Genomic DNA, 20,258 nt, shown 5'->3' on the forward strand with positions numbered 1-20,258 from the left:
CGAATTCCGTGGCCATGCAAGTTAGTGCAGGGCTTCCAGCGCCAGGTTCAGCGCCAGCACATTCACCCGCGCCTCACCCAGAAAGCCCGCCAGCGGGCGTTCGGTCTGCTGCTGTACCAAGGCCGCCACCTGGGCCTGTGGCAGGCCACGGGCTTTGGCAACGCGGCTGCTTTGGTACTGTGCGGCAGCCGGGCTGATGTGCGGGTCCAGGCCGCTGGCGGAGGCCGTCACCAGGTCCACTGGCACGGGCGCGGTGTTGCCAGGATCGGCATCGCGCAGGGCCTGGATGCGGCCCTTGACCGCATCGGTCAGCGCCGGGTTCAGCGGGCCCTGGTTGGAACCGCTGGAGGCCGTGCCGTTGTACGGCTGCGGGCCGGTGGCCGAGGGGCGGCCCCAGAAGTGCTTGGGGTCGCTGAAGTTCTGGCCGATCAGCTCAGAGCCAATGGGCTTGCCATCGCGAACGATGAGGCTGCCGGCGGCTTCTTTCGGAAAAGCCGCCTGCCCCACGCCGGTGACAACCAGGGGGTAAACCACGCCGGTAAGCAAGGTCAAAGCAGTAAACAGAACCAGGGTGGGACGAAGAATGGGGTTCATGTGAAATCCTTAAACGAGTTAACTATTTGCGCCATGGACGGCTACAAAACGCACGCCTTCCAGAAACACCGCAGGACTGGCTTTGCCAGGCTGCTGGTGTTGCCCCCTGCAAGGGGGTTGGCGAAAGATGCGAAGCACTGCAGCCTGGGGGTGAGTGGCGGTTAAACCATGTGCATGGCGACTAAAACCATGTCAATCGCCTTGATGCCGATGAATGGCACGATCAAGCCGCCCAGGCCGTAAATCAGCAGGTTGCGGCGCAGCAGCGCGGCGGCTCCCACAGGCCGGTAGCGCACGCCCTTCAACGCCAGCGGCACCAGGAACATGATGATCAGCGCGTTGAAAATAACGGCCGACAAGATGGCCGAGGACGGGCTGCCCAGGTCCATCACGTTCAGCGCCTTCAGCTGCGGGTAGGTGCTGACGAAGATGGCCGGGATGATGGCGAAGTACTTGGCCACGTCGTTGGCAATCGAGAAGGTGGTCAGCGAACCGCGCGTCATCAGCAGCGCCTTGCCGGTTTCCACAATCTCCAACAGCTTGGTGGGGTTGGAATCCAGGTCCACCATGTTCCCGGCTTCCTTCGCCGCCTGGGTGCCGCTGTTCATGGCCACAGCCACGTCGGCCTGGGCCAGCGCGGGGGCATCGTTGGTGCCGTCGCCGGTCATGGCGACCAGGCGGCCTTCGCTCTGGTACTGGCGGATCAGGGCCAACTTTTGCTCGGGCGTGGCCTCGGCCAGGAAGTCATCGACCCCGGCTTCGGCGGCGATGGCGGCGGCGGTGAGCTTGTTGTCGCCGGTGATCATCACCGTCTTGATGCCCATGCGGCGCAGTTCGCCAAAGCGCTCCTTGATACCGGCTTTGACGATGTCTTTCAGCTCGACCACGCCGAGTACCGTGCTGCCTTCCACCACCACCAGCGGCGTGCTGCCACGGCGCGCCACGTCGTCGGCGTTCTTGCCGACTTCGGTGGGCATGCGGCCGTTCTGGCCCTGCACGTATTTGCGGATCGCGTCCACCGCGCCTTTGCGCAGCACGCGTACGTTGCCGTCGGCCATTTGCAGGTCGATACCGCTCATGCGGGTTTGTGCGGTAAAAGGCACTTCGGTAGTGGTGCCCACCAGCGGCTGCACCGCGCCCAGGCGCTGGGCCAGGGCCACGATGCTGCGGCCTTCGGGGGTTTCATCGGCCTGCGAAGCCTGGGAGGCGCAGGCGGCCAGCTGGGCTTCGCTCACGCCGGGGGCGGGGAAGAAGGCCGAGGCCTGGCGGTTGCCGTGGGTGATGGTGCCGGTTTTGTCCAGCAGCAGCACGTCCACGTCGCCCGCCGCTTCCACCGCGCGGCCCGAGGTGGCGATCACATTCGCCTGCATCATGCGGCTCATACCGGCCACGCCCACGGCCGACAGCAGGCCGCCGATGGTGGTGGGGATCAGGCAGACCAGCAGCGCGATCAGCGCCGTCATGCTCACCACGGTGCCCGCACCGGCAGCCTGCACGCTGAAGCTGGAGAACGGCAGCAGCGTCACCGTGACCACCAGGAACACGATGGTCAGCGCCACCAGCAGAATCGTCAGCGCGATCTCGTTCGGTGTCTTCTGGCGCTTGGCGCCTTCCACCATGCTGATCATGCGGTCCAGGAAGGACTCGCCGGGGTTCACGCCGATGCGCACCACCAGCCAGTCGGACAGCACGCGGGTGCCGCCGGTGACGCTGGAGAAGTCGCCGCCCGACTCGCGCACCACCGGGGCCGATTCGCCGGTGATGGCGCTTTCGTCCACCGAGGCCACGCCTTCGATGACTTCGCCGTCCAGCGGAATCAGGTCATGCGCCTCGACCAGCACCACGTCGCCCTTGCGCAGGTTCTCGGCTTCTTCGGGCAGCCAGGTGGAGCCGTGCACTGGCTTGGCCAGTTTCTTGGCCATGGTGCTTTTCTTCAAGCCGCGCAGTGACGAAGCCTGCGCCTGGGCGCGCCCTTCGGCCAGGGCTTCGGCAAAGTTGGCGAACAGCACGGTGAACCATAGCCACACCGCCACCGACAACACAAAGCTGGCCGAGCCGTCACCGCTTTGCAGCGCCAGCACACCAAACAGCGTGGTCAAGATGCTGCCGATGTAGACCACGAACATCACCGGGTTGTGCCACTGCACGCTGGGCTTTAGCTTGGTGAAGGCCGCGGCCAGCGCGGGCTTGAGCAGGGCGGGGTCGAGCAACACCAAAGACTTTTGGGTGTTCATACGGATGTCTTTCGAAAATTTAAGCAAAACAGGGCTCTGGCGCAGGTACTACCTGCGCTACTAGCTATTAAAGTAATAGCAATCATGGTTTGGCCCATAAAACCAGGTGCTCGACCATGGGGCCCAGGGCCAGCGCGGGCACGTAGTTCAGCAAGCCCACCAGCAGCACGGTGCCGATCAGCAGGGTGACGAACAGCGGGCCGTGGGTGGGCAAGGTGCCCGCGGTCACCGGCAGGCGCTGCTTGGCGGCCAGCGAACCGGCAATCGCCAGCACCGGCACGATCATGCCGAAGCGGCCCACCCACATGGCGATGCCCAGCAGGATGTTGTAGAAGGGCGTGTTGGCCGACAAGCCTGCAAACGCGCTGCCGTTGTTGTTACCAGCCGAGCTCAGCGCGTACAAGATCTCCGAGAAGCCGTGCGCGCCGGGGTTGGCAATGCCTGCCAGCCCGCCGGTGGCCATCACCGCCACGGCGGTACCGGCCAGCACCACGATGGGTGTCACCAAAATGGCGATGGAGGTCAGCTTCATCTCATGCACCTCGATCTTCTTACCCAGGTACTCGGGGGTGCGGCCAATCATCAGTCCGGCAATAAACACCGCCAGGATGGCGAAGATCAGCATGCCGTACAGACCCGAACCCACGCCGCCAAACACCACCTCGCCCAGCTGCATCATCACCAGCGGCACCATGCCACCCAGCGGGGTAAACGAGTCGTGCATGGCGTTCACCGCGCCGCAAGATGCGGCGGTGGTGATGACGGCAAACAGGCTGCTGGCGGTGATGCCGTAGCGCAGTTCCTTGCCTTCCATATTGCCGCCCGACTGCAGGCTGCTGGCCATCTGGTCCACGCCCAGCGGTGGCAGCAGCGGGTTACCGGCCTGCTCGGCGGGCATGATGGCGATCACGGCCACCACGAACAGGATCGTCATGGCCGACAACACTGCCCAGCCCTGGCGCTTGTCGCCCACCACGCTGCCAAAGGTAAAGCACAGCGCGGCCGGGATCAGGAAGATCGCCAGCATCTGCAGAAAGTTGCTCAGCGCCGAGGGGTTCTCGTACGGGTGGGCCGAGTTGGCGTTGAAGAAGCCGCCGCCGTTGGTGCCTATCATTTTGATGGCCTCTTGCGACGCGACCGGACCCATGGGCAGGGTTTGCGTTTGCGTTGTGGCATCTTCCAGCACCGGCTGGCCCTTGTCGTCCAGCACCGGCGCACCGGCTGCGTCTACTTTGGGCTGCTGGAAGGCGGTGACTTCGAGCGTGGTCACATCTTTGTAGCCGTCAAAGTTCTGGATCACGCCCTGGCCGACCAAAAACACTGCAAACACCAGCGCCAGCGGCACCAGCACCCAGAGGGTGACGCGCACGATATCTGCCCAGAAGTTACCAATCACGGCAGTAGACCGCGCCGCAAAGCCGCGCATCAGCGCAAACACCACGGCAATGCCGGTGGCGGCCGAGAAGAAGTTTTGTACCGCCAAGCCCAGCATCTGCGTCAGGTAGCCCATGGTGGACTCGCCCGCATAGCCCTGCCAGTCGGTATTGCTGACAAAGCTCACCGCCGTGTTGAAGGACGAGTCGGCGCTCACCGCCGCCATGGCCTGCGGGTTTAGCGGCAACCACACCTGCAGGCGTTGCAGTGCGTACACCACCAGTACGCCCAGCGTGTTGAAGGCCAGCAGCGCCAGCGCATAGTGCGCCCAGTGCATGGATTTATCGGGCGAGGTGCCCGCCAGTTTGTACAAAGGCGCTTCGACCTTGTGCATCCAGCCCGGCACGTTGCCGTTGGCCAGGCGCGCCAGCCACAGGCCCAGTGGCCATGCGGCCGCGAGCAGCACTACAAGAAAAAGGGCCAGCAGGCCCCAGGCATTCGCGTTCATCAGAATTCCTCAGCGCAGATCAGCGCATACACCAAATACGCCAGCAACAGCACGGCGCACAATCCCCCCAGGCCATAGAGCATTTCGAGCGGGATCATGCGCGGCCTCCCTTGGGTTTTTCGAGCTTCTGAAAGCCCTTCACCATAAGTGCCATCGCCCCCCACAACAGGCCCATACCTGCGATCCATAGAACATCCATACCATCCCGCTTTCTTGAGAAATTGATGGTGTGAGCTTAGGTAAGCAGGCGTAAAAACGGGGTAGAGAGGTGGGGGTGGGGTGTATAGAAAGCGTAAAGGCGGGGGGGCGGGGTGAGGTGCCGCTAGAGGTTGCAGATTTTGCTATTTAAAAAGTAGCTACTTGCGCATGTAGCTAGTGCACCAGAGGCTTCAAAGTCTTTAAGCTAGGGCAGGCTATCTAGGATGCCAACCGCGCTCCTCCGGCCTGGGCACAAGGGAACTAAAACGCCGGGCGCACCACCAACGCAGCCCTTTGGCACACACTCCATGCACCCTACACCCCCCACCATCAGCCCGTACCGCATGACCCACTGGACCACCGCCTTGCTGGCGACCGTGTTGCTGGCATGCATCGCGCTGGGGCATGAGGGGCGGCGCGTGGCGCAGTTGGCGCTGTTGGCGGTGCCCATGCTGGTCTGGCTGGTCTGGCCGGTGCGCAGCGCGGGTGTGCACCACCTGCGCACGGCCATGGTCTGGCTGTGGGCGATGGCGTTTGTGCTGGACGGGGTGGTTCGGGCATATCTGCTGCACACCTACCAGGCCGCCCCCGAGGGCGCGCTGGTGCTGGGGTCCGCCGCCAATACCAACCCGCGGGAAAGCGCCGAATACTTCTCCATGCAATGGCGCGAGATGGCGGTCTGGGCCGCGCTGGCGGCGGCTTGCGCGGTGGTGCTTGGCTGGTGCGCACACCATGGCGCGCGTGCGGCGGTGCTTCTGCCAGGCGCTCGCCGCGCGTATCCGCGCTGGGCGGTGGCTTTGGCTTGCGTGTTGCTGTTGGCCAGCACGCTGGCCTATGCCAGCAAGCCCTGGCGGCGGCTGCATCCGCTGCTGTTCTGGCCGAACTGGGTGCAGTCCCTGCAGACCTTGCGCGGGCAATGGGGCGACCAGCAGCAAGCGCGTGATCGGGCGCTGCAGCGCGCCCAGGCCACCGCCCCCACACTGACGCAGACCGGGCCTGCCACCGTCGTACTGGTCATTTCCGACAGCATCAACCGCGACAACATGGCGCTGTACGGCTACGGCCGCCCCACCACCCCGCGCCTGTTGGCCCAGCAAGCGCAGCTGGGTAGCCAGATGCTGGTGCTGCGCAACGCCTGGTCGGTGGATGCCAGCACCCTGCCGGCCATGCGCAACATGCTCAACTTTGGCCAGCCCGAAAGCGATGATCCGCTGCATGTGCTGGCCCTGGCCCGCGCAGCGGGCTACAAGGTCTGGTGGATCAGCAACCACGACGACATGGCGATCGAGCAAAAGCATGGGCGGCTGGCCGACGTGGTCGACATGGTGAACCGCACGCCGGGCCGGGCCAGCGCCTCGCTTGACAGCGAACTGCTGGACTGCGTGCAAGAGGCCTTGAACGACCCGACCCCGCGCAAGCTGGTAGTGGTGCATCTGATGGGTGCCCATCCGCATTACAGCTTGCGCTTTCCCGATGGCGCCAACCCATTTGAAAATGGTGCAGACGGGGTGGATGCCGACCTGCTGCAGGCAGGCCGCAGCGCCAGGGTGCGCAAGTTCCGGCGTGAATACGATGCCGCCGTGCTCTACCACGATACCGTGGTGTCCGAGCTGCTGCAGATGACGCGAGATACCAGTACGCCACAGACTTACAAGGCTTGGATGTACCTGTCTGACCACGGCCAGGAAGTCGGGCACGCCAGCGACCGCGCAGGCCACAGCCCTTCCACCCCCTCGGGCTACCGCATCCCCGCCGTCATCTGGCGCAACCAGCCATCCAACCCGCCCAGCGCCGACCTGGCGACCCGCCCGTTCCGCGCGGACTGGGCCGCCTGGACTCTCACCGATTTGCTCAACATCCAATGGACCGGCCACACCCCCAGCCGCGACGTGCTGGCGCCTGGCTACCAGTGGCAGGCCCCGGTGCTGCCGGTGGAGGTGGGGTCGTTTTCGGATTAGGTGTTGGGGGATGGAATGTCTGTACGCCGATATGCTCCACGCCTCGCATCCGTTCACGTGCTGGCCATTTTGCTATTCAAAAAATAGCGTCTTGTGCAGGTTCTGATTGCGCTAGAGGCTTAAAAAGCTTGTAGTTTCTGGGCGGGAAATGGTGTCACGGTTATCCCTGGCCGGCTAGTGCGCCTGGCGCGCAGCCGGACTCGCGCCCTAGGCGCGATGTGGCGCACAGAGCCACCGATCCCGATCCCCGGGGTCCTCCTCTGATTGCGCCGAGGAGCGCAGCTTTGGGCGGATCAGGACTAGCGTTGTTTGAGCCGCGGGCGAGTTTAGCCAAACTCCGTCCAAAGCGAGCACCGCAGGTTTCCGTAGCGCTAGCGGAGGGCGCAGAACTATGAAAAAAAGAGTGTCTTGCGTCTCCAACGTTTGAAGCAAAGAGTCCGGCGCTTAGAAGTGAAAAGCGGCACCGGGCTATAGTGGCCCATCATTGGGAGTGCGGGGTTTCTCAGATTTTTTATACCTGTGTAAAAAACAGGCTCACCAAGCGAATAACCAGACTGCAAGCCATTTTCAGGAGATTGCGATGGATGTTTTAAACCTCAGGGTTTACGGTATATATCGCGTTGGGGCGCTTCATGATTTGGCGCGTATTCATATATGTTGTCGCTGTTCTGCTACTGCTCGGCGGTTCCGCCGGCGCCTATGTCTCTTGGCCGCGTGAGCAGGCGCTATCGATAACTTCCGAAACCTTGGTCAAACTTCTGGCCTTGCGCGAATCAGACACCTTCGCTGATCTTCCAGGTGTCGAGCCCTCGGTTGAGCGGGCTCGCATGAAGGCAACACTTAACGAATTGCTCTCCCGACTTATTCAAGGTATCGAGGCCAATCCGCGCAAGAGTTGGGTAGTAGCACAAATGAAGCCGACGGTGCAGAAGATCTATCTCGAGGACACCGAGGCCCGAGAGCGCTTCGTCGGCTACCTTCATGACGTGTTGGTCACCTTGGAAATTGAGAGTACAAATGGCGCATTCTTTCGCTATCTGATATTTATATGAAAATGCGCCCCAACCCATCATTCCAGCGGACCGCCTACGGCAGCCGCTAAATTCAAACGTTGCACCATCTGAAACGGTCTCCACATTGAATGAAGCCTGAATGGCTTCATTCACGAAGAGATCACATAACACAGCGCCCCATCACCAAGCCACCCCCGCAAACCTCCCCACCAAAAAATCCAGCAACGCCCGCACCGCCGGTGACAAATGCCGGCGTGACGGGTAGAGCGCGTGGATGGTCATCGACGGCAGAGTCCACTCGGGCAACACCACCTGCAGCTGGCCGCTGCGGAGCAAGGGGTTCGCCAAATACGTGGGCTGTAGTGCGATGCCGCCACCGGCCAGCGCGGCCTGCAGCAAGGTGGTGGCTTCGTTGGCGCTGAAATGGCTGGTGACGCTGACCTTGGCGGTCTCGCCATGGCGCTCCAGCTGCCACACGCTTTTGCCAAAGTTGGCATAACTCAGACACCGGTGCCGGGCCAGCTCGGCCGGGGCCTGGGGCACGCCGTGGGCAGCCAGATACGCGAGTGAGGCCACCAGCAGCGACTCGCAGCGCGCCAGCGGGCGCGAGACCAGCATCGGGTCGGGCTCGCTGCTGATGCGGATCGCCAGGTCGATACGTTTTTCCACCAGGTTCAGCGAGCCCTCGCTCACATCCAGATCGATCTTCAGCTGCGGGTGCAGCGCCAAAAAATCGGTGATGGCCGCGGCCATTTGGGCGTAGCCCAGCGACATGCTGCAGGTCAGGCGCAGCTGGCCGCGCAACGCGCCCTCGGTGCTGGCGGTTTCTTCCTCCACGTCCTGCGCCAGCGCAAGCATCTGCTGGCTGCGGCGCAGGCAGTGTTCGCCGGCATCGGTCAAGGTGACGCTGCGGGTGGTGCGCTGCAGCAGCCGGGCGTTCAGCCACTGCTCCAGCTCGGCCACGTAGCGCGTAACCATGGCGCGTGACATGTCCAGCTTGTCGGCGGTGGCGCTGAAGCTGCCGCTGGTGGCGACCTCGGTAAACACCTGCATGGCGGTCAGTCTGTCCATGGCTTGCTCGGTTTATGCAATAAATATGGCCAGTTTAAGGGGTTTATTTGCTCGCTGGGCGTAAATACACTGCAAGCACTTCCTGGTCCCACCCCTTTTTACGAAAGCGCCACCATGCTCCGCACCACTGTTCTCGCCACCACCCTGGCTGTCGTTTTTGCCACCGCCCAGGCCGCCGAGCCGCTGCACGTCAAGGTCTACAACGCCGACGGCAACAGCTTCAATGTCAACTCCACCCTGGTCTATGGCGAAAAAGACGCGGTGCTGATCGACGCGGGCTTTACCCGTGCCGATGCGCTGCGCATCGCCGCCAATGTGCTTGACAGCGGCAAGCAGCTCAAGACCATTTACGTCAGCCAGGCCGACCCCGACTACTACTTTGGCGTAGAGGCCCTGAAAGAAATCTTCCCCCAAGCCGATGTGGTGACAACCTCCGCCGTGCTGGAAAAATTGGCCTCCAAAATGGCGGGCAAGCTGGCGTTTTGGGGTCCCAAGATGGGCGCGAATGCACCCCGTACGCCAGTGGCACCCCGTGCCCTGCAGGGCAACACCTTGACGCTGGAAGGCCAGACCATCGAAATCCGGGGCACCCAGGGCCTGCTGGCGCACCGCCCCTACGCCTGGATTCCCTCCCTGCAGGCCATCGTTGGCAACATCGGCGTGTTCGGCAACATGCATGTGTGGACGGCAGACACCCAGTCGCCTGCCGAGCGTGCGGCCTGGAATGCGCAGCTGGACGAGATGCTGGCCCTGAAGCCCGTGCTGGTCGTCCCCGGCCACATGGCCTCCGGCACCCCGGTAGATGCCAGCGCAATTACCTTCACCAAGGGCTACCTGCAGACCTTTGAGAAGAACCTGGCGGCCAGCAAAAACAGCACAGAACTCATCAACGCCATGCAAAAGGCCTACCCACAAGCCACGGCCGGCGCCATGTCGCTGGACATCGGCGCCAAGGTCAACAAGTGCGAAATGAAGTGGTGAGCCTAGGGCACTGAGATGCCTACATTGCCGACCCGTTCGCCCCGTTGTGCGGTGGGCGCCATGCCGCAGTGCTGCGCCTGCGCACACTGGACCCGCAGCATCGCGCTGTCCAAAAACGACCAGCCAATCTACGAGGCAGGTAAAGGCGCTGCCTAGCGCTCGGCCATAGCCAGCCGCGCGGCCATCCCCAAAAACACCGTGCCGGCCATGCGGTTCAGCCACAACTGGGCCGCGGGCGAGCTGCGCAGCCGGGTGCTGACGGTGGCGCTAAAGTAGGCGATGGCCCCAAAGGTGATCAGCGTAGAGCCTATGAAGATGGCGCCTAGCACGCAGAGCTGGGTGGCAATCGAGCCGCGTTCGGCGTGCACAAACTGCGGCAGCAGGGCCAGAAAGAAGAACACGATTTTCGGGTTCGTCAGGTTCATCACCCAGCCGCGCAAGAAGATGCGGCGCAGGTTGGGTTGCTGTTCCACCGGGGCCGCCAGCGTGCCCGCCGGGGCCCGGAACGCCTGCCAGGCCAGATAGGCCAGGTAGCCCGCGCCCACCACCTTCAGCACGGTAAATGCCGTGGCCGAGGCCGCAAAAATCGCCGCCAGGCCCAGCGCCACCGCCAGCGTGTGCACCGCCAGCCCCGCGCACATGCCCAGCATGGCCACCAGCCCGGCTTTGCGGCCCTGGGTGACCGATTGCATCATCACAAAAATATTGTCCGGGCCGGGTGCAAAACCCAGCACAAAAACCAGGGCGAAGAAGGCGAGGCAGGTGTCGAGAGACGGCATAAATTACCTTTGAGGAATGGCGGGCTGCTATTGCAGCGTGTCGGCGCGGGCAAATTATGCGCTGGGTGTGGCGGGATAGTTCGCCCACGTCCACCCTGCGCAAAACCCAACTCGACCCCCTCGCCATTGCCCTGCTACTGGTCTGCTGCATGTTCTGGAGTTTCCAGCAGACACTGGTCAAGGCGACCATGTCCGAGGTGCCGCCGGTGTTCCAGGCCTGTGTGCGCTTTGCCGGGTCCAGCGTGGCGGTGGCGCTGTGGTGCCGGTGGCGCGGCGGGCAGTGGCTGGGCCTGGGCTGCGCGTTTGCGGGCCTGGCGCTGGCCATGGGCGAGGGCTTGCGGGGCCACCCGGCGGGCAGCGCCTATCCGCTGGGCTGGCTGGGTGACGCACTGGGCCTGCTGGCCGGGCTGATGTAGGGGCTGACCACGGTGGTGATCCGCACCACACAGTTTGCCCGCGTGCCGCCCGAGAAGCAGCTGCTCTACCAGGTGGGCGTGAGCGCCGCGGTACTGCCGCTGGTGTCGTGGGCGCTGGGCGAGCCGTGGAATTTTCACTTCAGCGCGTTTGCTACCGGCTCGCTGCTGCTGCAGGCCCTGGTGGGGGGCTTTGTGAGCTACCTGGCCTGGATGTGGATGCTGGGCCGCTACCCGGCCACGCGGATGTCGGTGTTCGTGTTTTTGACCCCGGTGGTCGCCCTGCTGTTTGGCGCCTGGTGGCTGGGCGAGCGGCTGTCTGCGGGTCTGCCGGGGGCGGTGGCCCAGCCAGCAGCAATTTAATGGTCTTTTAGGCCGCTGGCGTATATTTTGCCTGCGCTTATAGCTACATATTAAATAGCAATGTGGCGCAGATCACCCTTTTTTGCTGCCAAACGCCAGCAGCAAGCCACCCACCACAATTGCACCAACGCCCGCCCAGACGGGCACGTTCACGGTTTCTTTTTCTTTCACCGACAGCTCCAGTGGCCCGAGTTTGACGGCGGTTGTGTCCTTGGTGTAGCTGAAGCTGCCGTAGACCAGGGCGAGTACCCCCGCGGCGATCAGGACTACGGCAACAAGTTTGCTTGCGTTCATGGGATGGTGGTTTCCTAGGGTTGCGCGCGGCGGGTTGCCGCGCATGAAGAGAAAATTTTGCGTTATGTGGAGGCTTCAGTGCGTTCGGCCCAGCGTTCGCGCCAGGCCTTGAATGCGTCTACCGGCAGGGGTTTGCTCATGTAGTAGCCCTGGGCTTCGTCGCATTTTTGCTCGCGCAGCAGGTGCCAGATCTCGATGTTTTCCACGCCCTCGGCCACCACGCTCAGGCCCATGTTGTGGGCCAGGTCGATGGTGGACCGGACGATCTTGGCGTCGTCCGGGTCGCGTTCCATGCCCATCACAAAGGATTTGTCGATTTTGAGTTCGTCCACCGGCAGCCGCTTGAGGTAGGCCAGGGACGAGTAGCCGGTGCCAAAGTCGTCGATGCTGAGCTTGAAGCCGCGTTCGGACAGCCGCGTGAGCGTGCCTTCGGCGCGCAGCGGGTCGTCCATGATGGCGCTCTCGGTGATTTCCAGACAAAAGCCTTCGGGGGCCACCTGGTGCTTGGCCAGCAGCACGTCCAGCCGGGCCGGAAAGTCCAGGTCCAGCAGATCGCGGGTGGACAGGTTGACGGAGATGCGCAGGGCTTGGTCGGGCAGTTGCAGCCCGGCCCACTGGCGCGCGGCTTCGTCGAACATCCACAGGGTGAGCTGGCGCACAAAGCCGGTTTGCTCGGCAAACGGGATAAAGGCATCGGGCGGCACCAGGCCGCGCACCGGGTGCTGCCAGCGCACCAGGGCTTCGGCTGCGATGACTTTGCCGCTGTCCAGTGCGATCTTGGGCTGCAAAAACAGCCGCAGCTCGTTGTGTTCCACCGCGTGGCGCAGCTCGGACAGCAGGGACAGGGTTTGCTTGCTGGACGAGTCGAGCGCCGGGTCGTAGAGCTGGAGTACGGTGGTTTTGCGCTTGGCCACGTACATTGCGACCTCGGCACGGCCCAACAGGGTGTCGGTATCCGACGCGTGCTGTGGCCAGCAGGCAATGCCCATGCTGGCGCTCAGGTCCACGGTCTGGTCGTCAAAGCTCAGCGGGGCTTCGAACGCGTGGGCGATGCGTGCCGCCATGGCCATGGCCGCTTCGGCATCGGCGTGGGGCAGTAGGATCGAGAATTCGTCGCCGCCCAGCCGGGCCACCAGCGCACCGTCTTCCATGCGCGCGTGCAGGCGCTCGGCCACGGCCACCAGCAGGCGGTCACCCAGGGCGTAGCCGAGGATGTCATTGACGTGCTTGAAGCGGTCCAGGTTGAGGGTGATGACGGCCAGCGGGGTCTGCATGTAGGCATCGTGGGCCTGGCTGTTGGCGATGGCATCTTTGACATCATTGCGAAAGCCCACCCGGTTGCGCAGCCGGGTCAGACGGTCCCAGTAGGCCTGCTTCTGGATTTCGTCTTGTTTCTGGGAAATGCTTTTGCGCATGCGGTCAAACGCATTCGCCAGGTCGCCGATCTCGTCGCGCCGTTCGGTGTGCTGGATGGGCTGGTCGTACTGGCCCTTGCCCAGACGTTCGGCGTTCTGCACCAGGGAGCGCAGCGGGGTGGTCACGCGCAAGGCCGTCCAGGCGCTGCCCAGGCCAAACAGCAGCAGGCCCAGCACGGTGATGACCAGCAGCACCAGTTGTACCTGCTGAAAAGGGGCGAGCACTTCGCTCAGCGAGCGCAGCAGCACGGTCTGCACGCTGCCCGCCACCGCGTGCAGGTTGAGGGTGCGGGTGACCAAGGTGTCGCCATCGTCGTCCAGTTCGGTCACCCTGCCGCCCGCCGTTTGCAGGGCCGCCAAAGCTGCCGTGGGTAAGGTGGACAGGCTGATCTGCGCGGGCTGGCCCGTGGCCTGGGTGACCAGGGCCACGTACAGGCCGGACAAGGCCAGCATGTCGTCGGCCAGTTGCTTGTCGATGGGAAAGCCCATCAGCACCCAACCGATGACCAGCGGCGCACGCAGCGGCACCATCACGAATTGGTAGGGTGTTTGGCCCACCAGCGCCACCGTGCCGCCAAGTTCGCTGCGCGACAGCGGGATAGCGATTTGCGGCAGTATCCCGACCACGGCCTGGGCTTCGGGGGTGTCGTTGCTGGCACGCAACTGCAACTGCGGGTCAAGCAGGGCGGTGACGGTGGCTCCGATGCGGTCGCCCTGGTTTTCCAGCGCCGAGCGGATGGTTTCGCCATCGTCCGAGGTGACGGCGGCGCGAAAGCCGAAGTCGCCCGACAGAAGGGCCGCGCCCTGGCGAAGTTTTTCGGCATTCTGGTCCAACAGGCGGCGCCAGACGCGCTCGCCCAGGGCCAGTTCGGTGGCGATCTGGGTACGGGCGTTGCGCTCGATGCTGGCCCGCACCACCAGGAAACCGGCGGTTTGCACCAGCATCAGCAGTACTAGCGACAACACCACGATGCGGGTGGGCAACCTCCAACCGCCCATGTCCAGGCGCCGGATCATCTGGGAAATCATGGAGCCAGCCCGGCCATCCGCACGGTGACGCTGGCTCCGGTGGCGGACACGGTCACCGCCTGGTCTAGCGCGGGCGTGCCTACGGGCAATTGGGTGTGCCAGGTGCGCAGGCGGTAATTGCCGGGCGGCAGGTTGTCCAGGGTGAGTTTGCCGTCGGGACCGCTGCGGCCAAAGTAAGGTGTGGGCACGACGATGATCCAGGCCACCATGTTGTCGTGGATGTTGCAGCCCAGCACGGCGATGCCGGGTTTGTCGAACACCACGGGGGCGGCGGTGGTACCGGCGTAGAGCTTGAGCTCGAATTTCTTGGTGTCCGAGAACGAATACACCTGGTGGCGTACGGTGTCGTGGTTGGGAAATTGCACTGCTGTGCCCACGGTGACCACGCGCACCTGCGGGTCAAATTGTTTGTTGGCCTGTGCCACCTCGGCCCCAATCAGCGGTTTGACCGCTGCCAGCGCATCCTTCGACTCCAGGTACACCACCGCGTCGGGGAGGGCTTTGCCTGCGCCATCTTGCATCTGGACTTGTACCGTGGCCGCAAGTACGGGGGCTGCCGCAGCACAAAGTAGGGTGGAGAGGCAGAAAAAATGGCGCATGGGCGGGAGGGGGCTAAACAGCAGAGTGTGGCCCGATATTAAACCCCGCTGTCTGCCAGACTGGCGGGTACGGGCTTTTAGTTCACGTTCCAAGGGGCTTAAATATCCGCCTTCAGGTAATGCGCCCCGGCGATGGGGCTGTGGTAGTAGGGCGGCACCTCGGCAAAGCCCAGGTCTTCGTAGAGTGCGCGGGCAGCCTCCATATCGACCAGGGTGTCGAGCAGCACGCAGTCGTAACCGTTGGCGCGGGCGGCATCCAGGGCGGCTTCAACCAGCTGGCGGCCCAGGCCGAAGCCGCGAAAGGCTTTGCGCACGTACAGCCGCTTCATTTCGCTGGCATTGGCGTAGTCCACATTGTCCAGCGGGCGCAGGGCACAGCAACCGGCCAGCGCGCCATCTACCCACGCCAGCAGCAGCGTGCCGCGCGGGGCGGCGTACTCGCCAGGCAGGGTGGCCAGCTCGGTGTCAAACGATTGGAAGCACAGGTCCACGTCCAATTGGTCGGCGTATTCCTGAAAAATGGCGCGGGTAGCATCGAGTTCGTCAGGCCGGGTGGGCGTGCGCAATACGACGGATGCGATCTCTGGGGTGTTCAAGGCGGTGCGGGAGGCGGGCTGCGACGCAAACAGTTTAGGCCAGTCACGTGCTGCCAGGAGCAGAATTTGCAAGTGCTATTATTTTAATAGCTATTGGTGTAGGCGGAATATGCGCTATCGGCCTATTTCTTGTAAAAACAGGCTTAGGCTTCTTTGAGCAGCTTTTCAATCAGCTTGTGCAGCTCGGGAAAGTCGGGCTCGCCCACGAAGCGCTTGACGATCTCGCCGCGCTTATTGACCAGGAAGGTGGTGGGCGTCAGCTGCACTTGGCCCCAAGCGTTGGCGGCGGCCCCGGTGTTGTCGATGGCCACGTCGAACGGCAGTTTGCGGGTTTGCGCGTAGTTGATGACGTAGCTGGGCGGGTCGTAGGACATGGCCACGGCCAGCGTGTCGAATCCCTGGGCGTGGTACTTGTCAAAGGTGGCAATCACCTTGGGCATTTCGGCCACGCAGGTGACGCAGCTGGTGGCCCAGAAGTTGACCAGCGTGACCCGGCCTTTGAGGTCGGCGGTGGTTTTCTGGCTGCCATCCAGTAACACATAGGTGGCCATGGGGGCGGCATTGGCACTGCTGACGGTCAGATAATAGGCCCCCGAGCCCAAGGCCAGCAGGGTTGCTGCGCTGGCGGCTACAAACGTTTTTTTCATACCAAGGGGTTCCTATGCATCGTCGCCATTTTAATTCTGCCGCGCTGTCTGCGCTGGGCCTGCTGGTGTTGGCTACGGCGGAGCAGGTCCACGCCCTGTCGCTGGCCGACCTGACCGACAAAGAGGCCAACCAGGGCCTGAAAGCCGCGCTGGAAAAAGCCGCTGTGGCCGCCGTCGGCCTATTGGGCCAGACAGATGGATTCATGGGCAACGAAAAAGTTCGCATTCCTTTGCCCGGCTATCTGGACGATGTAGCCAAGTGGATGAAAAAGCTGGGCCAGGGCAAGCGCGTGGACGAGCTCATCACCAGCATGAACCGCGCCGCCGAAGCCGCCGTGCCGCTGGCCAAAGACGCGCTGGTGGGCGCCGTAAAGAGCATGAACTTTGCCGATGCCAAGAACATCCTCAGCGGTGGCGACAATGCCATGACTACTTTTTTTGCCGATAAAACCCGCGCACCGTTGTTCACCAAGTTTCTGCCAGTGGTTACCCAGGCCACCGACAAAGTCGGCGCGGCTGCGCAGTACAACCAGCTGGCCGGCAAGGCCGCGGGTCTGGGCCTGGTCAAGAAGGAAGACGCGTCTATCCAGGACTACATCACCCACAAAACCCTGGACGGCCTGTACACCATGATTGGCGAGCAAGAAAAGTCCATTCGCCAGGACCCGGTGGGCACGGGCAGCGCGGTGTTGAAAAAAGTGTTTGGCGCGACGTTTTGAGGATGCGGTATGGGGCTATGTGGGTGCTGGCGCTGGCTGCCTGCAGCCCGGCACTGAACTGGCGCACCGTGCGCTCCGATGCGCATGCGCTGCAGATGCTGCTGCCCTGCAAGCCCGACAAAGCCACGCGCGACGTGCCCATGGCCGGGGCTACCGTAGCGCTGGACATGCAGGGCTGCGATGCCGCAGGAGCTACCTTTGCCGTGTCCCATGTGCACCTGGCCGATGCCGCCCAAGCCAGCGCTGCGCTCTCGGGCTGGCAGGCCGCCACGCTGGCCAACTTGCACGCGGCCAACCCGCCACATCCAGATTTGCAGCCGTTCGAGATCGCTGGTGGCCAGTTCGGCGTGCGCTGGGCAGTGGCGGGCCAGCGCGCTAACGGCCACCCGGTCAGTGCCCAGGCCGTGTGGTTTGCCCGCATCCAGGCCGACGGCATCGACCTGTTTAATGCCGTGGTGTACGCCGATAAAACCGATACCGCCATGGCGGACACTTTCTTTACCGGCCTGAAATTCGAGTGAACCTGTACGCACCCATAATTGAGCCCGCATGAACAGCATCCTCATCATTGCCCACGCCCCTCTGGCCCACGCTCTGCGCGAATGCGCGCTGCACGTGTTCCCCGACTGCGCGGGCGGCGTGGTGGCGCTGGATGTGCAACCGCATACCCCGCCCGAAGAAACCTTTGCCATGGCCCGTATCGCCATGGAGCAGCAGGGCTCCGGGCAATTTTTGGTGTTGAGCGATGTGTTCGGTGCCACGCCCTGCAACGTAGCGCAAAAGCTGGTCGATGGGATCAGATCCAAGCTCATCACCGGTGTCAATTTGCCCATGCTGCTGCGTACCGTCAGCTACCGCCATGAATCGCTGGAGGCCCTGGTGGCCCGCGCGCTGATTGGCGGGACGCAGGGCATCATGCAAGTCGCCATCACCGCACCCCAGAACCAAGCCCGCAGACAGCATGATCCAAACATCCACGACCATCAACAATAAACTGGGCCTGCACGCCCGCGCCTCCGCCAAGCTCACCAAACTGGCGGGCAGCTTCCCCTGCGAGGTCTGGATCGCCCGGGGCGAGCGCCGCGTCAACGCCAAAAGCATCATGGGCGTGATGATGCTGGCCGCTGGCATAGGCAGCACCGTGGTGCTCGACACCGATGGCCCCAAAGAGCAGGAAGCCATGGACGCACTGCTGGCCCTCATCGCTGACAAATTCGGAGAAGGTCAGTAAATATGGCGCACCCTCAGGCTTGTTCGCTTCGCGTAACCGCCAACCCCCTTGCAGGGGGCAATGCTGGTCGCCCGGCAGAGCCGGTTCGACGGCATTCGCTTGGGAATACGGGAACCGTGGTGCTATGACTTTCTCTATCCACGGTCTACCGGTCGCCCGCGGCATCGCCATCGGGCGTGCGGTGCTGGTCGGCTCCAGCCGCGTGGAGGTGGCGCATTACTTCATCAAGCCGGAGCAGATCACGGACGAGATCGACCGCGTACGCGTGGGCCGCAATGCCGTGGTGGACGAACTGCAGCGCCTGCAGCACGCCATGCCCAAGGACGCACCGCCCGAGCTGACCGCCTTGCTCGACGTGCATCTGATGCTGCTGGAAGACGAGACCCTGACCATTGGTGTCAAGCACTGGATCACCGACCGCCTGTACAACGCCGAATGGGCGCTGACCACCCAGCTGGAGATCATCGCCCGCCAGTTCGACGAGATGGAGGACGAGTACCTGCGCGAACGCAAGGCCGACCTGGAACAGGTGGTCGATCGCATCCTGCGCTATATGAAGGGTGTGGTCTCGCCTATTGCCCTGCCACCCCCGGCGCGGCGTAAGGGTGCGCACCAGCTGTCGCCCGACGAGAGCCTGACCGTGCCGCTGGTGCTGATTGCCCACGACCTGTCGCCTGCCGACATGCTGCAGTTCAAGCAAAGCGTGTTCGCCGGGTTTGTGACCGATGTGGGCGGCAAAACCTCGCACACCGCCATCGTCGCGCGCAGTCTGGACATCCCCGCCGTGGTCGGTGCGCGCAGCGCCAGCCAGCTGGTGCGGCAGGACGACTGGGTCATCATCGACGGCGACGCCGGGGTGGTGGTGGTCGATCCCTCGCCCATCATCCTGGCCGAATACGGTTTCAAGCAACGCCAGGGCGAGCTGGAGCGCGAACGGCTGACCCGCCTGCGCCACACCCCGGCCATCACCCTGGACGGCCACAAGGTCGAGCTGCTGGCGAATATCGAAATGCCCGAAGACGCTGTGGGCGCAGTCAACGCCGGTGCGGTGGGCGTGGGCCTGTTCCGCAGCGAATTTTTGTTCATGGGCCGCAAAGGCAGCCTGCCGAACGAAGAAGAGCAGTACCAGGCCTACCGCAGCGCCGTCGAGGGCATGCAGGGCATGCCGGTCACCATCCGCACGGTAGACATCGGCGCCGACAAGCCGCTGGACAAAGGCCACAAGGAAGATACCCACCTCAACCCGGCCCTGGGCCTGCGCGCCATCCGCTGGAGCCTGGCCGACCCGGCCATGTTTTTGACCCAGCTGCGTGCCATCCTGCGGGCGGCGGTGCACGGCCAGGTGAATCTGCTCATTCCCATGCTGGCCCACGGCAGCGAAATCCGCCAGACCCTGGCCCTGCTGGACTTTGCCCGCGCCGAGCTGGACAACCGCGGCGTGGTCTACGGCCCGCTCCGGCTGGGCGCGATGATCGAGATCCCGGCCGCCGCGCTGACGCTGCCGTTGTTCCTCAGGTATTTTGACTTTTTGTCGGTCGGCACCAACGACCTGATCCAGTACACCCTGGCCATTGACCGCGCCGACGAATCGGTGGCCCATCTGTACGACCCGCTGCACCCTGCCGTGCTGCGCCTGCTGGCCGACACCATCCGCGCCTGCCAGGCCCAAGGCAAAGGGGTAAGCGTGTGCGGCGAAATGGCGGGCGACATCAGCATGACCCGGCTGTTGCTGGGCCTGGGGCTGCGCAGCTTCTCGATGCATCCCGCGCAGATTTTGGCCGTCAAGCAAGAGGTGTTGCGTGCCGACACCGCCCGTTTAGGGCCCTGGGCGCAGCGCGTGCTGGAGTCTGAAGACCCGGTCCAGGCCATGACCGAACCCCTCACCGCCCGCCCTGACGGCGAGCCCTGCCGGGTGGATTCCGGCCTGGGGCCGCTGTCCAAATATTAGAGGCTAAACCGGCATTTAGCGCATATTCCACATGCGCTTTTAGCTATTATTTTAATAGCTTATGCTTGCGTTTTGGCTTTGGACGCGGTCCGTAGCAGTGCGAAGCTGCAGGCCGCAGCCAGTAGCACGCCCATGACCGGAACCTGGTAGCCAATACCGGCAATCGCCGCCAGCAACAAGGCCATACCCAGCCAGACATAGCGGCTGCGTGTTGCGGAAGGTGGGGGCAGCGCCTGGGCGCGCAGGGCGAGTGCTGTGCCTGGACGGGCCGGGCGGTGGGTGGGTTGTTCCATG

General features: G+C 63.5%; 23 protein-coding genes. 11 read left to right on the forward strand and 12 right to left on the reverse strand.

What is annotated here, in order from left to right; translation table 11 throughout:
• Positions 1 to 21: 21 nt before the first annotated feature.
• From kdpC to kdpF, 4 genes are all read right to left on the reverse strand, one after another.
• Positions 22 to 594: a potassium-transporting ATPase subunit KdpC gene (gene kdpC, locus AC097L_RS02900; protein WP_479584610.1), complete on the reverse strand. Its 573-nt coding sequence runs from the start codon at positions 592 to 594 to the stop codon at positions 22 to 24.
• Between the two features lie 161 nt (positions 595 to 755).
• Positions 756 to 2,828, reverse strand: coding sequence for a potassium-transporting ATPase subunit KdpB (gene kdpB, locus AC097L_RS02905; RefSeq protein ID WP_479584611.1), 2,073 nt, complete (start codon positions 2,826 to 2,828; stop codon positions 756 to 758).
• Between the two features lie 82 nt (positions 2,829 to 2,910).
• Entirely contained in the window at positions 2,911 to 4,710 is a 1,800-nt protein-coding gene (kdpA, locus tag AC097L_RS02910; protein WP_479584613.1) for a potassium-transporting ATPase subunit KdpA, read from the reverse strand.
• Entirely contained in the window at positions 4,710 to 4,808 is a 99-nt protein-coding gene (gene kdpF, locus AC097L_RS02915; RefSeq protein ID WP_092760146.1) for a K(+)-transporting ATPase subunit F, read from the reverse strand. The genes kdpA and kdpF overlap by 1 nt, the downstream gene beginning before the upstream one ends.
• Before the next feature lie 408 nt (positions 4,809 to 5,216).
• Here kdpF and AC097L_RS02920 point away from each other — a divergent pair, with 408 nt between their 5' ends.
• Both AC097L_RS02920 and AC097L_RS02925 read left to right on the forward strand, forming a co-directional pair.
• Positions 5,217 to 6,866, forward strand: coding sequence for a sulfatase-like hydrolase/transferase (locus AC097L_RS02920; protein WP_479584614.1), 1,650 nt, complete (start codon positions 5,217 to 5,219; stop codon positions 6,864 to 6,866).
• Between the two features lie 632 nt (positions 6,867 to 7,498).
• Positions 7,499 to 7,918, forward strand: a complete 420-nt coding sequence (locus AC097L_RS02925) for a DUF4844 domain-containing protein (RefSeq protein WP_479584615.1) — start codon at positions 7,499 to 7,501, stop codon at positions 7,916 to 7,918.
• A 141-nt stretch (positions 7,919 to 8,059) separates the two neighbouring features.
• Here the strand turns inward: AC097L_RS02925 and AC097L_RS02930 are convergent, their stop codons facing one another.
• Positions 8,060 to 8,950 (reverse strand): LysR family transcriptional regulator, encoded by an 891-nt coding sequence (locus AC097L_RS02930; RefSeq protein ID WP_479584616.1) that lies wholly within the window; start codon positions 8,948 to 8,950, stop codon positions 8,060 to 8,062.
• Between the two features lie 114 nt (positions 8,951 to 9,064).
• On the opposite strand from AC097L_RS02930, the gene AC097L_RS02935 reads away from it, so the two are divergent.
• Positions 9,065 to 9,931, forward strand: a complete 867-nt coding sequence (locus tag AC097L_RS02935) for an MBL fold metallo-hydrolase (protein ID WP_479584617.1) — start codon at positions 9,065 to 9,067, stop codon at positions 9,929 to 9,931.
• Positions 9,932 to 9,946: 15 nt separating this feature from the next.
• On the forward strand, positions 9,947 to 10,087 hold the full coding sequence (locus tag AC097L_RS02940) for a hypothetical protein (RefSeq protein WP_479584618.1): 141 nt from the start codon (positions 9,947 to 9,949) through the stop codon (positions 10,085 to 10,087).
• On the opposite strand, the gene AC097L_RS02945 is transcribed toward AC097L_RS02940, so the two are convergent.
• Entirely contained in the window at positions 10,084 to 10,710 is a 627-nt protein-coding gene (locus AC097L_RS02945; protein WP_479584619.1) for a LysE family translocator, read from the reverse strand. The two genes, AC097L_RS02940 and AC097L_RS02945, sit on opposite strands and share 4 nt — an antisense overlap.
• A gap of 56 nt (positions 10,711 to 10,766) precedes the next feature.
• On the opposite strand from AC097L_RS02945, the gene AC097L_RS02950 reads away from it, so the two are divergent.
• Both AC097L_RS02950 and AC097L_RS02955 read left to right on the forward strand, forming a co-directional pair.
• Positions 10,767 to 11,126: a hypothetical protein gene (locus tag AC097L_RS02950; RefSeq protein ID WP_479584620.1), complete on the forward strand. Its 360-nt coding sequence runs from the start codon at positions 10,767 to 10,769 to the stop codon at positions 11,124 to 11,126.
• Between the two features lie 12 nt (positions 11,127 to 11,138).
• Entirely contained in the window at positions 11,139 to 11,486 is a 348-nt protein-coding gene (locus AC097L_RS02955; RefSeq protein ID WP_479584621.1) for an EamA family transporter, read from the forward strand.
• Positions 11,487 to 11,558: 72 nt separating this feature from the next.
• On the opposite strand, the gene AC097L_RS02960 is transcribed toward AC097L_RS02955, so the two are convergent.
• The 5 genes from AC097L_RS02960 to AC097L_RS02980 all read right to left on the reverse strand — a co-directional run bounded on the left by AC097L_RS02960 (position 11,559) and on the right by AC097L_RS02980 (position 16,066).
• Positions 11,559 to 11,780 (reverse strand): hypothetical protein, encoded by a 222-nt coding sequence (locus AC097L_RS02960; RefSeq protein WP_479584622.1) that lies wholly within the window; start codon positions 11,778 to 11,780, stop codon positions 11,559 to 11,561.
• A gap of 62 nt (positions 11,781 to 11,842) precedes the next feature.
• Positions 11,843 to 14,224, reverse strand: coding sequence for a putative bifunctional diguanylate cyclase/phosphodiesterase (locus tag AC097L_RS02965; protein WP_479584623.1), 2,382 nt, complete (start codon positions 14,222 to 14,224; stop codon positions 11,843 to 11,845).
• On the reverse strand, positions 14,221 to 14,823 hold the full coding sequence (locus tag AC097L_RS02970; RefSeq protein ID WP_479584624.1) for a methylamine utilization protein: 603 nt from the start codon (positions 14,821 to 14,823) through the stop codon (positions 14,221 to 14,223). The genes AC097L_RS02965 and AC097L_RS02970 overlap by 4 nt, the downstream gene beginning before the upstream one ends.
• 98 nt (positions 14,824 to 14,921) lie before the next feature.
• On the reverse strand, positions 14,922 to 15,404 hold the full coding sequence (locus AC097L_RS02975) for a GNAT family N-acetyltransferase (protein WP_479584947.1): 483 nt from the start codon (positions 15,402 to 15,404) through the stop codon (positions 14,922 to 14,924).
• Positions 15,405 to 15,562: 158 nt separating this feature from the next.
• Entirely contained in the window at positions 15,563 to 16,066 is a 504-nt protein-coding gene (locus AC097L_RS02980; protein WP_479584625.1) for a TlpA family protein disulfide reductase, read from the reverse strand.
• A gap of 14 nt (positions 16,067 to 16,080) precedes the next feature.
• On the opposite strand from AC097L_RS02980, the gene AC097L_RS02985 reads away from it, so the two are divergent.
• The 5 genes from AC097L_RS02985 to ptsP all read left to right on the forward strand — a co-directional run bounded on the left by AC097L_RS02985 (position 16,081) and on the right by ptsP (position 19,964).
• Positions 16,081 to 16,785, forward strand: a complete 705-nt coding sequence (locus tag AC097L_RS02985; protein WP_479584626.1) for a DUF4197 domain-containing protein — start codon at positions 16,081 to 16,083, stop codon at positions 16,783 to 16,785.
• Between the two features lie 17 nt (positions 16,786 to 16,802).
• Positions 16,803 to 17,306: a hypothetical protein gene (locus AC097L_RS02990; RefSeq protein ID WP_479584627.1), complete on the forward strand. Its 504-nt coding sequence runs from the start codon at positions 16,803 to 16,805 to the stop codon at positions 17,304 to 17,306.
• Between the two features lie 28 nt (positions 17,307 to 17,334).
• A complete protein-coding gene (locus AC097L_RS02995; RefSeq protein WP_479584628.1) occupies positions 17,335 to 17,778 on the forward strand; it encodes a PTS sugar transporter subunit IIA in 444 nt (147 codons plus the stop codon).
• Complete coding sequence (locus AC097L_RS03000) at positions 17,747 to 18,016, forward strand: HPr family phosphocarrier protein (RefSeq protein ID WP_479584629.1); 270 nt, start codon at positions 17,747 to 17,749, stop codon at positions 18,014 to 18,016. Before AC097L_RS02995 ends, AC097L_RS03000 begins: the two co-directional genes overlap by 32 nt.
• A 124-nt stretch (positions 18,017 to 18,140) precedes the next feature.
• Positions 18,141 to 19,964, forward strand: coding sequence for a phosphoenolpyruvate--protein phosphotransferase (ptsP, locus tag AC097L_RS03005; RefSeq protein WP_479584630.1), 1,824 nt, complete (start codon positions 18,141 to 18,143; stop codon positions 19,962 to 19,964).
• A gap of 59 nt (positions 19,965 to 20,023) precedes the next feature.
• Here ptsP and AC097L_RS03010 read toward each other — a convergent pair whose 3' ends face one another.
• Positions 20,024 to 20,257 carry a hypothetical protein gene (locus AC097L_RS03010; protein WP_479584631.1) on the reverse strand — a complete coding sequence of 78 codons (234 nt, stop codon included), beginning with the start codon at positions 20,255 to 20,257 and terminating at the stop codon, positions 20,024 to 20,026.
• Position 20,258: the final 1 nt, after the last annotated feature.

The organism is Rhodoferax sp. RT5P35 (assembly GCF_056521385.1).

Excerpts from the sequence above, each read along its gene's own strand:
- kdpC (WP_479584610.1), bottom strand. The coding sequence starts at position 594 with ATGAACCCCATTCTTCGTCCCACCCTGGTTCTGTTTACTGCTTTGACC.
- kdpB (WP_479584611.1), bottom strand. The coding sequence starts at position 2,828 with ATGAACACCCAAAAGTCTTTGGTGTTGCTCGACCCCGCCCTGCTCAAG.
- kdpA (WP_479584613.1), bottom strand. The coding sequence starts at position 4,710 with ATGAACGCGAATGCCTGGGGCCTGCTGGCCCTTTTTCTTGTAGTGCTG.
- kdpF (WP_092760146.1), bottom strand. The coding sequence starts at position 4,808 with ATGATCCCGCTCGAAATGCTCTATGGCCTGGGGGGATTGTGCGCCGTG.
- AC097L_RS02920 (WP_479584614.1), top strand. The coding sequence starts at position 5,217 with ATGCACCCTACACCCCCCACCATCAGCCCGTACCGCATGACCCACTGG.
- AC097L_RS02925 (WP_479584615.1), top strand. The coding sequence starts at position 7,499 with ATGATTTGGCGCGTATTCATATATGTTGTCGCTGTTCTGCTACTGCTC.
- AC097L_RS02930 (WP_479584616.1), bottom strand. The coding sequence starts at position 8,950 with ATGGACAGACTGACCGCCATGCAGGTGTTTACCGAGGTCGCCACCAGC.
- AC097L_RS02935 (WP_479584617.1), top strand. The coding sequence starts at position 9,065 with ATGCTCCGCACCACTGTTCTCGCCACCACCCTGGCTGTCGTTTTTGCC.
- AC097L_RS02940 (WP_479584618.1), top strand. The coding sequence starts at position 9,947 with ATGCCTACATTGCCGACCCGTTCGCCCCGTTGTGCGGTGGGCGCCATG.
- AC097L_RS02945 (WP_479584619.1), bottom strand. The coding sequence starts at position 10,710 with ATGCCGTCTCTCGACACCTGCCTCGCCTTCTTCGCCCTGGTTTTTGTG.
- AC097L_RS02950 (WP_479584620.1), top strand. The coding sequence starts at position 10,767 with ATGCGCTGGGTGTGGCGGGATAGTTCGCCCACGTCCACCCTGCGCAAA.
- AC097L_RS02960 (WP_479584622.1), bottom strand. The coding sequence starts at position 11,780 with ATGAACGCAAGCAAACTTGTTGCCGTAGTCCTGATCGCCGCGGGGGTA.
- AC097L_RS02965 (WP_479584623.1), bottom strand. The coding sequence starts at position 14,224 with ATGATTTCCCAGATGATCCGGCGCCTGGACATGGGCGGTTGGAGGTTG.
- AC097L_RS02970 (WP_479584624.1), bottom strand. The coding sequence starts at position 14,823 with ATGCGCCATTTTTTCTGCCTCTCCACCCTACTTTGTGCTGCGGCAGCC.
- AC097L_RS02980 (WP_479584625.1), bottom strand. The coding sequence starts at position 16,066 with ATGAAAAAAACGTTTGTAGCCGCCAGCGCAGCAACCCTGCTGGCCTTG.
- AC097L_RS02985 (WP_479584626.1), top strand. The coding sequence starts at position 16,081 with ATGCATCGTCGCCATTTTAATTCTGCCGCGCTGTCTGCGCTGGGCCTG.
- AC097L_RS02990 (WP_479584627.1), top strand. The coding sequence starts at position 16,803 with ATGTGGGTGCTGGCGCTGGCTGCCTGCAGCCCGGCACTGAACTGGCGC.
- AC097L_RS02995 (WP_479584628.1), top strand. The coding sequence starts at position 17,335 with ATGAACAGCATCCTCATCATTGCCCACGCCCCTCTGGCCCACGCTCTG.
- AC097L_RS03000 (WP_479584629.1), top strand. The coding sequence starts at position 17,747 with ATGATCCAAACATCCACGACCATCAACAATAAACTGGGCCTGCACGCC.
- ptsP (WP_479584630.1), top strand. The coding sequence starts at position 18,141 with ATGACTTTCTCTATCCACGGTCTACCGGTCGCCCGCGGCATCGCCATC.
- AC097L_RS03010 (WP_479584631.1), bottom strand. The coding sequence starts at position 20,257 with ATGGAACAACCCACCCACCGCCCGGCCCGTCCAGGCACAGCACTCGCC.